The organism is Acinetobacter bereziniae, assembly GCF_016576965.1.
In the GTDB taxonomy this organism is placed as follows: Bacteria; Pseudomonadota; Gammaproteobacteria; order Pseudomonadales; family Moraxellaceae; genus Acinetobacter; species Acinetobacter bereziniae.
In genome coordinates, this window is the sequence record NZ_CP066119.1 from 1915130 (window position 1) to 1927182 (window position 12053).

At 37.3% G+C, this 12053-nt stretch carries 14 protein-coding genes; 8 read left to right on the forward strand and 6 right to left on the reverse strand.

What is annotated here, in order from left to right:
- Position 1: 1 nt before the first annotated feature.
- Positions 2-487, reverse strand: coding sequence for an NUDIX hydrolase (locus I9192_RS08890; protein WP_009587264.1), 486 nt, complete (start codon positions 485-487; stop codon positions 2-4).
- A gap of 465 nt (positions 488-952) precedes the next feature.
- Between I9192_RS08890 and I9192_RS08895 the strand changes: the two genes are divergently transcribed.
- The 4 genes from I9192_RS08895 (at position 953) to I9192_RS08910 (ending at position 3710) form a co-directional block, all read left to right on the forward strand.
- Positions 953-1708: a hypothetical protein gene (locus tag I9192_RS08895; protein ID WP_005029681.1), complete on the forward strand. Its 756-nt coding sequence runs from the start codon at positions 953-955 to the stop codon at positions 1706-1708.
- 12 nt (positions 1709-1720) lie between these two features.
- Entirely contained in the window at positions 1721-2767 is a 1047-nt protein-coding gene (locus I9192_RS08900; RefSeq protein WP_004831230.1) for a linear amide C-N hydrolase, read from the forward strand.
- A 12-nt stretch (positions 2768-2779) separates the two neighbouring features.
- The gene (locus tag I9192_RS08905; protein ID WP_004831228.1) at positions 2780-3262 is read left to right on the forward strand and encodes a hypothetical protein; all 483 of its coding nucleotides are present in this window, start codon (positions 2780-2782) and stop codon (positions 3260-3262) included.
- A gap of 298 nt (positions 3263-3560) precedes the next feature.
- On the forward strand, positions 3561-3710 hold the full coding sequence (locus tag I9192_RS08910) for a hypothetical protein (protein ID WP_005029678.1): 150 nt from the start codon (positions 3561-3563) through the stop codon (positions 3708-3710).
- Between the two features lie 322 nt (positions 3711-4032).
- Here the strand turns inward: I9192_RS08910 and I9192_RS08915 are convergent, their stop codons facing one another.
- The 4 genes from I9192_RS08915 to I9192_RS08930 all read right to left on the reverse strand — a co-directional run bounded on the left by I9192_RS08915 (position 4033) and on the right by I9192_RS08930 (position 6940).
- On the reverse strand, positions 4033-4581 hold the full coding sequence (locus I9192_RS08915; protein ID WP_004831226.1) for a gamma carbonic anhydrase family protein: 549 nt from the start codon (positions 4579-4581) through the stop codon (positions 4033-4035).
- 134 nt (positions 4582-4715) lie between these two features.
- Positions 4716-5864, reverse strand: coding sequence for a D-alanyl-D-alanine carboxypeptidase PBP5/6 (gene dacC / locus I9192_RS08920; protein WP_005029677.1), 1149 nt, complete (start codon positions 5862-5864; stop codon positions 4716-4718).
- 140 nt (positions 5865-6004) lie between these two features.
- Positions 6005-6400, reverse strand: a complete 396-nt coding sequence (locus I9192_RS08925) for an MCR_0457 family protein (RefSeq protein ID WP_005029674.1) — start codon at positions 6398-6400, stop codon at positions 6005-6007.
- 174 nt (positions 6401-6574) lie between these two features.
- A complete protein-coding gene (locus I9192_RS08930; protein ID WP_005029672.1) occupies positions 6575-6940 on the reverse strand; it encodes an MCR_0457 family protein in 366 nt (121 codons plus the stop codon).
- Positions 6941-7359: 419 nt separating this feature from the next.
- Between I9192_RS08930 and surE the strand changes: the two genes are divergently transcribed.
- From surE to I9192_RS08945, 3 genes are all read left to right on the forward strand, one after another.
- Complete coding sequence (surE, locus tag I9192_RS08935; RefSeq protein WP_004831222.1) at positions 7360-8145, forward strand: 5'/3'-nucleotidase SurE; 786 nt, start codon at positions 7360-7362, stop codon at positions 8143-8145.
- 105 nt (positions 8146-8250) lie between these two features.
- Positions 8251-9090 carry a peptidoglycan DD-metalloendopeptidase family protein gene (locus I9192_RS08940; protein WP_005029585.1) on the forward strand — a complete coding sequence of 280 codons (840 nt, stop codon included), beginning with the start codon at positions 8251-8253 and terminating at the stop codon, positions 9088-9090.
- A 94-nt stretch (positions 9091-9184) separates the two neighbouring features.
- Positions 9185-10117 carry a LysR family transcriptional regulator gene (locus I9192_RS08945; RefSeq protein WP_004831219.1) on the forward strand — a complete coding sequence of 311 codons (933 nt, stop codon included), beginning with the start codon at positions 9185-9187 and terminating at the stop codon, positions 10115-10117.
- Positions 10118-10237: 120 nt separating this feature from the next.
- Here the strand turns inward: I9192_RS08945 and I9192_RS08950 are convergent, their stop codons facing one another.
- Positions 10238-11449, reverse strand: a complete 1212-nt coding sequence (locus I9192_RS08950) for an aspartate aminotransferase family protein (protein ID WP_151824051.1) — start codon at positions 11447-11449, stop codon at positions 10238-10240.
- Between the two features lie 162 nt (positions 11450-11611).
- Between I9192_RS08950 and grxD the strand changes: the two genes are divergently transcribed.
- Entirely contained in the window at positions 11612-11956 is a 345-nt protein-coding gene (gene grxD / locus I9192_RS08955) for a Grx4 family monothiol glutaredoxin (RefSeq protein WP_004831217.1), read from the forward strand.
- Positions 11957-12053: the final 97 nt, after the last annotated feature.

The following is a 12053-nucleotide window of genomic DNA, read 5'->3' on the forward strand; positions in this document are numbered from 1 at the left end:
ATTAGGCATCCAAGTTTGAAATTAAAGGAGAGTTTTGGTGCTCATAGATGAGCGAAAGTGGGTATTTTTGCCCAGATAATGCGTCTTGTACAGCTTTAATCACAAGAGGGCTTCTGGCACGTGCAGAATCAAGTAATTCTTCAAGGCTCATCCATTGCGGACCAATAATTCCAGTATCAAGTTGAGCATCAGGGAAGTATTCTGTGATATGGGCTAAGAAGCAGAATCTAAAATAAGTACGATCTGGAAACATGGGTGGAGTGTAGGTATAGATGCCAACTAGAGAATCAACTTCAATCGCATATCCTGTTTCTTCCATTGTTTCACGTATAGCAGCTTGAATAATGGTTTCATCGCGCTCTACATGCCCAGCAGGCTGGTTAAAAACAGTATGACTAACACCTTCTGTATGTTCTTCTACAAACAGGAATTTTCCATCTTTTTCAACAACAGTTGCGACAGTTACATGTGGAGACCAAGAGCTCATAATCAGCACCATGGGAGATAAAGCATTATTCTACAAAATTTTCAGCTTGGTGGCTATGTTCAAGGCTTTTTCTTTGAGCAATGGGATAAAGTATATCACTCCAATTGGACGAATTTATTGATTGGTAATGTATGACTTATTTCAATATAAGCACCGAGATGAGCTGAACATTGAATGTCATCAAGAGTATTGTTTAATTTAATAAATTCACTGTAAAAATTAATTAAAAAGTTATTTTATTTTTAGGGGTTTATAGTTGGTAAAAATATTTTTCATGACCTTTTTATTGTAAGTTATTAATTTATATTTTTATTTTAAAATATTATCAGTGGAAATAAACTAAATTTTATTCGATTATTTATTTTTAATACTTAATTCCCTTGATTTTTTATGTGATTAAGGTTCATATTTAAGCGCAATGCTTATTAAAACACATGATAAAAAATATCTATAAAGAGGGTATTGATGAAAACAAACAAATACTTATTTTTTCTGATCGGTTTGCTTTTAAATCAAGCAACACTGGCTGACACTTTCTCAGATACATTTCAAGGACCTGTAAAATTTAATCTTAATCTCTATGTATTTGCTGCAGATGTGGATGGGAATATCCAAAAAGGTAAAATAAAATACGATATCGATCAGCCATTTAAAGAAACAGTCAAGGCGCTTGATCAATCCTTTATGGGGCATGTGGATTTGAGTAAAGGCAACTGGGGGCTTTATGCAGATCACCAGTATGTCAAAACATCTCAGGAAAAAAGCGCAATCAATATCCCCATCGCATTGAGCACTAAGCTCAATCAAAGTAGTTACGGGGTGTATTATCAAGCCTATGTCTCAACCGAAACAACATCGCATCAACAGGCAAAGTTTATTGTAGAACCTACACTTGGTTTACATCGAACTCAGGCAGAAGCAACACTTGGAGCGTTTAATCAAACACTGGCAGCAGATGCAAAGTGGACAGAGTTTTTTTGGGGATCACGATTTAAATACAATTTCGACTCGCCTTGGAATTTAGCAGCAGAATTCACAGTTGGCACTGAAAACACCACTGTTGCACATGCATATCTAGGTTATCGGATTCCTGTTTTTCATCGAAATTTCAATTTACGCGCAGGCTATCGTTACTTTGAACAAGATCATAAATCGAATAATTTTCACTGGGATGTTCGTCAGCAAGGTCCTGTGATAGGGATCAATCTACCAATTTTCTAAGAGGGTTTAATCATGAATAAGGCAATAAAAAAAGTGTTGTTTGCAGCAGGGCTTTTGGTCGCTGCTGAGGTGGCAACTGCATGTACTCGTGTTGTGTATCTTGGCAATAATGATGTGATGACAGCACGTTCGATGGATTGGAAAAGCGATGTTGGAACAAATCTATGGATTTTACCGAATAATGTTAAACGCACTGGAATGGCTGGACCAAAGTCAATTCAGTGGACATCGAAATATGGCAGTGTTGTGGCTACTGGGTATGATATTTCTACAACTGATGGCGTCAATGAAAAAGGGTTAGTAGCAAATTTGCTGTGGTTGGTGGAGTCGGAATATCCAGATGTAAAAAACAATAAAAAACCACCGCTCAGTATTTCACTATGGGCGCAGTATGTATTGGATAACTACGCAACAGTTAATGAAGCGATACAAGCCTTAGAAAAAGAGCCATTCATGATTGTCACAGATCAAGTGCCAGGAGAGAAACGTTTAGCAACGCTACATTTATCTATTTCTGATTCGACTGGTGACAGTGCCATTATAGAATATATTGGCGGTAAGCAAGTCATTCATCATAATCGTCAATATCAAGTCATGACGAACTCTCCTACCTTTGATCAACAGCTTGCATTGAATACTTACTGGAAACAGATTGGTGGAACCACGATGTTACCAGGGACAAATCGTGCTGCAGATCGATTTGCAAGAGCATCGTTTTATATCAATGCCATTCCTAAAAATGCCTCTCCGGAACATTCATTAGCCAGCGTATTTAGTGTGATACGTAATACCTCAGTTCCTTTTGGACTCAATACTGAAGAGGAGCCGAATATTTCTTCTACACGCTGGCGAACCGTTGTAGATCATAAACGAGGACTATATTTCTTTGAATCTGCTGTATCACCTAATGTTTTTTGGGTAGACTTAAAGGAGATTGATTTTAAAGATGGTCAAACCAGAAAGCTTGAGTTGGGTGCTGACCAAGCGAAAGTGTATGCAGGTAAGGCTAATTCTTCTTTTAAGGTCGCTCAACCATTCCAATTTCTGGGCATCCAATAGGATATAAAAAACATGATGAAGAAACTTTGGTACATTCCTTTAAGTGCATTGCTTATCGCAGGATGTGCTTCAAATCCTAATAATGCGAATTCAAATGTGGGTACTCAAGGCTTATTAATCTGTCAGCCAAGTGAAATTTGCCCGATTGTGACAGTGGCATGGAACGAAGCACATAAAGACATTCTAAAAGTTAAACTGAGTTTAAACAGCGCATACACCAAATATAATATTGAAAAAGTTGTATTTAGTGATGGGGTGAAAAGTCATTCATTCAATGTGATTGGACCTACTGAAATTGATTTTGCATTTAAAGCCAATCGTTCACGTAACAGTGTTTTAGTTCCTGTGAATATGATGGTTGATTTCAGAGGCTCAGAAAATGTCTTTATGGAAATTCATACAGATCAGGGTGTAATTAAACGTTATATCGTGAAAGATAATGTGAAAGCGCCTGTGTTTGAAGAGTTAAGTAAATACTATAAAGTGAATGAATAAGCACTTTATATTGATCAAATTGGGTTTTAATTTCACTTGATTTAGCTGAAATTAAAACCCATTTATCTGGATATTTGGAAATTTCCTCGACGTGTCACGTTAAAAATAATATTGAAAATTATGTGGTTATAAATGAGTTTCGATTTTTTCACATACAAATATACAAGAATTTCCAGTTTTTGGAAAAATGAAATATCTAACGTATTGGCTTGGTGGATTGGAAAGCGAGTATTTTCAGCGCAAGTAGAGCTTATAGTTAGGGCAAAAATAAGGTATTTTACACATACAAACACAAGCTATGATTGGCTTTTTAGAGAATCAACTTAGCTTAAAACAAAGCGCTTTAAGGGATATGGATGATTTTTTTAAAGATGCTGGGATTTATTTATCTGAACATCAGATTTGGGATGATTTAAATCTTGAACAAATTGAAGTCACAGATGAATAGTATGATCTTATTTCGAATAAGATTTCTATCTCTCTCATTTTTAGTTCTCGGTGTCTAAGCGATTTTTGTCCAGCAATAGAGGTCATTGATGGGCACTTTAGCCAAGTGTTTTCAGGAACTTAAAAGAGCATTTAGAAAATAGAACTTATTTATACTCAACTTAACATTGCTGTGATCATTGTGATAACCCATCTAGCTGTGAATATTATTTTCATTTTGAGATCTTTTAAATAGACGCCTAGAGCAATCATACTCACTCAATTAAATTTCAAATTTTGCTTTATTAAAAATATAAATCTTTTAATAAAGCATGGGGCTTGGTTTAGTTTTGATTCAATTCATCAATATAATTGTTCGCTACTTTCACATAATGCCTTGCAGAATAAGGTAAAAATTCTTTTTCTTTGTCTGTTAATGGGCGCACTTTTTGTACAGGACTGCCTACATATAAATAGCCGCTTTCTAAGCGTTTACGTGGTGGAACCAATGAGCCTGCACCAATCATTACGTCATCTTCGATGATCACATCATCCAGCACAATACTGTTGATTCCAACGAGAACTCGATTGCCTATTTGGCAGCCATGTAAGGTTACATGATGTCCAATAGTGACATCTTCACCAATGATCAATGGTGAACCATTAGGTTTTGCATCATTTTTATGGCTGACGTGTAGCATGCAATGGTCTTGCACATTGGAATTTCGACCAATTTTAATGTGATTAACATCACCACGAATTACAGCAAAAGGCCATACCGAAACATTTTCAGCTAAACTGACTTCACCGATTATCACAGATAAATCATCAATGTAGCAGGTCGAGTCAATTTTAGGATGATGTTGTAAATACGTACGGATATTCTTTTTCATGTTGGCGTCCTTATCAAAGCTTAAAACTTAAAAACCGTCATCACAGTATAAAATAAAAAGGCATCCTAATCTTCGATCAGGATGCCTGTGCTTTAGTCTAATCAGTAAAGTTGAATTAGACTTTCACAAATAAATTAAAATAAGTTGCTAAAGAACATTTTGATGTGATCAATCAATCGAGAGAAGAAACCTGCTTCTTCCACTGCTTTTAATGCCACTAAAGGCTTATCTGCAATAACTTTACCATCTAAAGTCGCTGTTAGTTTTCCGACAACCTGACCTTGTTTTAAAGGTGCATTTAAGTTCGGTTGGACAGTGATTTGAGTTTTGATCGCATTCGCCTGACCTTTTGGCATAGTCACATTGAAGTTTTCAGCTAAACCAATTTGAACATCATTTTCTTTACCAAAATAAACTTTAGCTTTAGCAAGAACTTGATTTGCAGGATGAACACTCACAGTTTCAAAGTTTGAATATCCCCAAGAAAGCAGTGAGCGTGTTTGATTGGCACGCTCATTCATTGATGGTGCACCAAAAATCACAGAAATCAAACGCATTGGACCACGTTTAGAAGAAGTGGTTAAACAGAAACCAGCTTCATTGGTGTGACCTGTTTTTAAACCATCCACACTTGGGTCGGTATAAAGTAAGGCATTGCGGTTACCTTGTTTGATACCATTAAAGGTAAATTCTTTTTCAGAATAAATTGGGTAGTATTTTGAGCTGTCATGAATGATATGTTTGGCTAAAACAGCCATATCTTTTGCAGTGGAGTAATGACCGTCAGCAGGCATACCTGTTGCATTGATGAAGTGAGTATTGGTCATGCCGACACGTTTAGCTTCTTGATTCATGACATAAGCAAATGAACCTTCATTGCCAGAAATGTGTTCAGCCATCGCTTTGGAAGCATCATTACCCGATTGGATAATAATACCGCGTAACATTTCTAAAACTGTTGCAGTACCATTGAGCGGAACATACATACAAGATTCAGTGCTACTTCCTCGACACCAAGCTGACTCATTCATGCGAACTTTTTCATTTTCAGTCAGTTCACCTTTGAGGAGTTTTTGCTCAATGATGTAACTGGTCATCATTTTGGTCATCGAAGCAGGTGCTAGTTTTTCATTTTCATTCTTCGAAGCAAGAATTTGACCTGTCTCATAGTCCATTAAGACGTAAGATTTATTATTTAATTCTGGCGGAGTTGTTAAGACGGTTGCTGCATAAGAAAATGAAGGTAAAAGTAATAATGCAGCAATGGCGCTTTTTGGGGTCATTCTAGGTCGTTCCAATCGTTATATGAGCACAAACAGGCTAGCATTTTAGGACAAAGCAAAGCCGACTTCTATACAGAAAGTCGGCTTATTTCTTACTTATTGTAACTATTTCATTATTTGTCTAATAAATTGCACCACGATTATGCACCATAGCGACTAATGTCGTTACAAATCGCAGTATTTTCAGTATCTCCAGCTTTCTTGGCATCAGCTTTGGCTTCTTTCAAAGCACGTTGAAAATCCTTTTGTTTGGCTAAAGTTTTTAAAGCTTCTTTCGGGTTCTTGTCATTTGGCATGTAATCTTTCAATAAGTGATTGAAACCTTTATCAAATGCAGCATCAGTTTTAATCAAGCTCGGGCAAATATCAGAAAGTACATAAATTGCGGCAAGTTCTTCTTTAGAGACTTGTTGTTGTGTGACTTCAATATTCTGTTCATGCGAAGCTGCGTCTTTAGATGCTGCAAAAGCATGAGTCATAAATAAACCACTGGCTGAAACAAGGCTTAATGTAAGCATTTTTAAAGTCATACGCATGATGGACCTAATCAATTATTTCTCTTAACAAGAGGCATAGAGTAAACGTAAAAACAGTCAAAAATATAGATAAAATGTATTGATGTTGTAGATTTATTTGAATTTTTCGCAAAAGAGTATTTTAAAAAGATGTTAAAAAAATGCTTTTAACATCTCTTATCCTCATTTTTATTTTTAGTGCTTGAGTTCAAGTACATCATTACAGACAGCTTTGTGTTCGGCTTGGTCTACTTCTTTGGCATTTGCTTGTGCTTCTTTAAAAACCGATTGATATTCAGGATCTAGTTTAAGTTGGTCTAAAGTCGTTGTCTTAGATAAATCTTTCAATAAAGTTTGAGTTAATGTATCAATCTTACTTTGGAATGTAGCATTATTTCCAATCAGTGACGGGCAGACTTCAGCAAGTACCTGTGTAGCTGCAATATCTTCTTTGGCTAAGAGATCAGCCTCTTGAGTGGTTAAGCCTTCTGCAAATGCAGTGTGTGTGCAAAGTGTGATGAATGCAATAGAAACTGTACGAGTAAGAGAACGTGTAATCATCTTTTTAGTCACAAATTTAATTTAAAGTTGAGTGAGTAACTATATATAATTGCTGAATAAATTTGTATTAAATTACTCAACAGTCATGACATAATTTATGTGAAATTGGGTGGTAATTGATTAACGGGTATCAAGATAACCTTTAGAAGATATATGAATAAGTTGATGACCTGAATGTGCCGAGACTTGATATTTTTAAAATGACCTGATTGAGAAATTAATTGCTCTAAGTGAGCGCGTTAAATGACTTGGTCTATAATTTCAAGAAGGATTTCTTTTTAACAACAGATTTGTAGGAATGGAGACTTTAAGTCATAAGCATTGAGTGTTATACAATTCAGTGTATGTTTTAAAATAAATTGATACATTGTTAGATAAAGAAATCATGAATTCATACTGTTATTAAGAGAAGTTTTTGAGTGAATATTTTAATTGCCAATGACGATGGTGTATTTGCACCGGGTATCCAAGCTTTAGCAAAAGCATTAAGACCGCTAGGACGTGTTGTAATTGTTGCACCTGAAAGTGAACGTAGCGGTTATTCTAGTGCTTTAACCTTAGATCGACCATTACGTCCAATTCAAGTTGCTCCAGATATGTGGGCAGTCAATGGCACTCCTGCTGATTGTGTTTATTTATCAATGAATGGTTTATTTGATTTTGAATTTGATTTGGTGGTCAGTGGTATCAACAGCGGAGCGAATCTAGGAGATGACGTACTTTATTCTGGAACAGTAGGTGCTGCATTTGAGGGGCGTTTAATGACTTTACCTGCAATCGCGGTTTCATTAGCAGGCAGCAATGTTCGGGCTTATGAGCGTGCTGATGATTATGCACAAGCAGCACAGTGGGTTTATACATTTATTGCTCAAGGACTACCACAGCTACCACCGCGACATATTTTAAATATTAATATCCCAGATGTTGCTGAAATTCAGGGCGCTCAGATTACCTATCAAGGGCGACGGGTACAATCAAAACCAATCACCAGTCAGGTTGATCCGCGTGGTCGTCAAGTGTATTGGATTGGGTTGGCAGGCGAGGCGGTTACAGACCCTAAAAAGAACTTACAGCATATCCAGTCAGATTTTTTTGCTATCGCCAATGGTTTTGTCAGTATCACACCGATTCAAATGGATGCGACCAACTATGGAATCTTGGAAACTTTACAATCGCAGCTCTCACATAGTCATTTTGATGTATGAGTGTTATAAGTTTGTGAAAAAGCACTGCGAAACAGTGAAATAAGTGTGTTTTTTGCTAATCTTAAGCAAATATTTTTAAATTTAAGATTGTAGAGAGGGAAATCAATGCTTTTGGCTCGATCAAAGCTTTATATTCAAATGCCTAAGCGATGGGTAAAAATCATTTTATCCTCAGTTGCCATTACTTCTACAATACTTGTTACTGGTTGTGCATCGAAGCCACAGATTAATAATCCAACACGTTACGCAGTTGCACCAGAGTATTATACTGTACGTTCGGGTGATACGCTTAGCGGCATCGCTATGCGTTACGGTTTGAGTTATTTAAGTGTGGCTGAAATGAATGATATTGCTGCGCCATATCGAATTTATGTTGGACAGTCATTGCGTTTGAAAAAGGGTGGGGCGAATGCTAACCGTTCAACAACCAAAGCTTTGACAAACAATGAACCACAAATTCAGCGCCAAACCATTAAGTTACCGACGCAGCAAACGACAACATCACCGTCTGTAACAACAAAAGTACCGTCTGTCACAACAGTGCCAGCTCAAACAACAACGACAGTACAATCTACTGGTTTAAGATGGGTTAAACCGTCTACAGGACCTGTGATCGCAAGTTATAATCTTGCGAATAATATTAAGGGATTGCGTTTTGGTGGAAATCAAGGCGATCCTATCTTTGCTGCAGCAGATGGACAGGTGGTTTATGCTGCAGATGGATTGAAAGAATATGGTAACCTTGTCTTGGTGAAACATATTGATGGTTACATTACTGCATATGCACATAATAGTAAAATGTTGGTAAAAAGTGGTCAAAATGTGACCGCGGGACAGAAGATTGCAGAGATGGGATCTTCTGGTGCGACAAGCACAATGCTGGAATTCCAAGTGCGTTTGGACGGAAAACCTATCAATCCTGCAAATATTTTACCAATAAATTAAATATTTTAATGCAAAATGTAATTTTCTTCGTATAATACAATGAGTTGCTTTAAATAAAAAATGTGAAGCAGCTCATAATTTCAGAGGGAAATTTATGTTAGATCAACTTCGAGCAATGGGTGTCTTTGCTTGCGTTGTTGAAAAAAGCTCTTTTAGTGGTGCCGCGCGTGATCTTGGCATTACAACTAGTGCGGTTAGTCAGCAAATTAGATCTTTAGAACAAGAGATGGAAGTTACACTTCTACATCGTTCTACACGAAAGCTGAGTCTAACTGAAGCTGGTCAAGCTTTTTTCCACAGCTGTCAAGAAATGCTCGCTGCGGCTGAGCGTGGAAAAATCCGTATTAATGAGTTGCGAGACGATTTAGTCGGTGATTTACGCATAGCGACCACCCCGGAAATAGGTGCTACACATGTTGTGCCTGCATTATCACATTGGATGTCTGCGCATCGTGGTTTGATGGTTCATTTTGAAGCGGATAACCAATATATCGATTTAATCGAGGAACGCATAGATATTGCAATTCGTATGTCTTCTAAAATGGAAGATGCGAATAATTTAAGTTGTACGCCACTTGCGAGAGTAGATCAAATCTTAGTCGCATCGCCAAGCTACTTAAATCAGACTGTGCCCATTTCACGACCTGAAGATTTACAGAATCATGATTTGATTCCTGTGAATATTATGAAAAATTATCAACATTTTTCATTTCAGCATAGTGCAACAGGTGAAGTTGTAAATTTAGAAATGAAGCATCGTCTTCAAACAAATAACGTATTTGTTGCAAAATCATTGTGCCAACACGGACATGGGATTGCGCGTATTCTTTATTTAGATGTACAAAAAGAATTGATGAACGGTACTTTGGTTGAAGTGCTTCCTGAATGGAAACTACCAACTTTCACGCTAAGTGCAGTTACTTTAAAGCGTGAACAGCAACCGATGAAAATTCACCGCTGTTTGGATGCTTTAAAACAATATTTTAGCCAGTTACCTGGTGGCAGAATTTTCCAAGAAGCTTCTTAAAAGCCCAAGTTCTAATAAGTTTGAATAAAAAAGCCGCTTTAAAGCGGCTTTTCTATATTTGAAATTTGGATTTAAGGAGATCATAAACTTAATCTCCTTAAATGATATTTAAAAACAGTATTATCCAAGAAATTTCTGAATTGCAGGAACTAAGCGTTGTAGGAGGTCATCAGCTTGTTGGCGATTCATATTTAATGCAGGTAATAGGCGAACAACATTGCCAGAAGTCACATTGATAATTAAATGATGTTCATCACGGGCAATATTCACCAATTCACCACAGTCTTTTGGAAGTTCAATCCCAATCATCATACCGAAACCACGGACAATCACATTTTGTGCTGCAAGCTGAATGCGGAACTGATCCACCAGATAAGTACCAATTTCATTCACATTGGACATGATATTTTCTTTTTGGATTAAATCAATCACGGTATACACAATACGTGAACCTAAATGTGTACCGCTATAAGTCGAACCATGATTTCCAGCAGTCAAAACACCAACACCACGACCCTGAGTCATTACTGCACCAATCGGGAAACCATTGCCTAGACCTTTTGCCGTAGTTAAAACATCAGGAACAATATTGGTGTGTTGATAAGCAAAATATTGACCAGTACGACCATTACCAGTCTGCACTTCATCTAACATCATTAACCAGTTGTGTTGGTTGCAAATAGCACGAATATCTTCAAGATAACTAAAGCCTTGAGGGGCAGTATTTACACCACCTTCGCCTTGAATCGGTTCAACCAGAATTGCCACAATATCAGGATGATTAATTGCTGCTTCTTCAATCGCTTCTACATCTCCAAAAGGTACACGAATGAAACCATCAACCAAAGGTGCAAAACCTTCTTGTACTTTCTTATTGCCTGTGGCAGAGAGTGTGGCAAGTGTGCGACCATGAAATGAATGATCTGCTACAATAATTTTAGGATTGGCGATGCCTTGTAAGTGACCAAATTTGCGCGCAATTTTAATTGCACCTTCATTGGATTCAGCACCACTATTTGAGAAAAAGATTTCTTCCATACCTGAAACTTCAGCCAGCTTTTGTGCAGCTGCTGTTTGCCAAGGGACTTCATAAATATTACTGGTATGGATAAGTGTTGCAGCTTGTTCAGCGATTACCTCAGCCAATACAGGATGTGCATGACCAAGACCACAGACAGCGATACCTGTTAATGCATCAAGATATTCAGTTCCATCCTCAGTATAAAGATAAGAACCTCGCCCTCGAACAAAGCTGATCGGTTGACGGCTGAATACAGGCATCAAATGTGAAGGTTGATCAGTTTGTACCGGAGCAAGGGTAATGTTGTTCATGACTAACTCTTATCTGTTAGGAGGGAAAAGAAAGGATTATCTAACCAAAATATGCGGAAGATTTAAAGCCTAAATGTAAATAAAATTGGAAATAATCGTCTAGACATACTCTTTATTGTGGATTTAGGTATAATGCAGGCAGATGAGTTGAGGATTTAATCAATGACTGAACAAGCGCGTGATACAGAAGCGTTAATTCGCGACCAAATTGCTAAACATGCTGTACTTCTTTATATGAAAGGTACACCACAATTCCCACAATGTGGTTTCTCTGCTCGTGCAGTAGAGGCACTTAGCCAAATTGGTCGTCCATTTGCTTATGTAAATATCTTGGAAAATCCAGATATTCGTGCAACTTTGCCACAAATTGCAAATTGGCCTACATTCCCACAATTGTGGATCAATGGTGAGTTGATTGGCGGTAGCGATATCATGCTAGAAATGTTCCAAAATGGTGAATTAAAACCATTGATTGAACAATATAGCCCAGCACCAGAAGCAAAATAAGCCACTGATGCACATAAAGCACCGTAAGGTGCTTTTTTATTGCCTAATGTTGCAAGATAATATATGAAGCCCCAATTTAGGGGCTTCATCAAGCTTA

Excerpts from the sequence above, each read along its gene's own strand:
- I9192_RS08890 (WP_009587264.1), bottom strand. The coding sequence starts at position 487 with ATGAGCTCTTGGTCTCCACATGTAACTGTCGCAACTGTTGTTGAAAAA.
- I9192_RS08895 (WP_005029681.1), top strand. The coding sequence starts at position 953 with ATGAAAACAAACAAATACTTATTTTTTCTGATCGGTTTGCTTTTAAAT.
- I9192_RS08900 (WP_004831230.1), top strand. The coding sequence starts at position 1,721 with ATGAATAAGGCAATAAAAAAAGTGTTGTTTGCAGCAGGGCTTTTGGTC.
- I9192_RS08905 (WP_004831228.1), top strand. The coding sequence starts at position 2,780 with ATGATGAAGAAACTTTGGTACATTCCTTTAAGTGCATTGCTTATCGCA.
- I9192_RS08910 (WP_005029678.1), top strand. The coding sequence starts at position 3,561 with ATGATTGGCTTTTTAGAGAATCAACTTAGCTTAAAACAAAGCGCTTTA.
- I9192_RS08915 (WP_004831226.1), bottom strand. The coding sequence starts at position 4,581 with ATGAAAAAGAATATCCGTACGTATTTACAACATCATCCTAAAATTGAC.
- dacC (WP_005029677.1), bottom strand. The coding sequence starts at position 5,864 with ATGACCCCAAAAAGCGCCATTGCTGCATTATTACTTTTACCTTCATTT.
- I9192_RS08925 (WP_005029674.1), bottom strand. The coding sequence starts at position 6,400 with ATGCGTATGACTTTAAAAATGCTTACATTAAGCCTTGTTTCAGCCAGT.
- I9192_RS08930 (WP_005029672.1), bottom strand. The coding sequence starts at position 6,940 with ATGATTACACGTTCTCTTACTCGTACAGTTTCTATTGCATTCATCACA.
- I9192_RS08940 (WP_005029585.1), top strand. The coding sequence starts at position 8,251 with ATGCTTTTGGCTCGATCAAAGCTTTATATTCAAATGCCTAAGCGATGG.
- I9192_RS08945 (WP_004831219.1), top strand. The coding sequence starts at position 9,185 with ATGTTAGATCAACTTCGAGCAATGGGTGTCTTTGCTTGCGTTGTTGAA.
- I9192_RS08950 (WP_151824051.1), bottom strand. The coding sequence starts at position 11,449 with ATGAACAACATTACCCTTGCTCCGGTACAAACTGATCAACCTTCACAT.
- grxD (WP_004831217.1), top strand. The coding sequence starts at position 11,612 with ATGACTGAACAAGCGCGTGATACAGAAGCGTTAATTCGCGACCAAATT.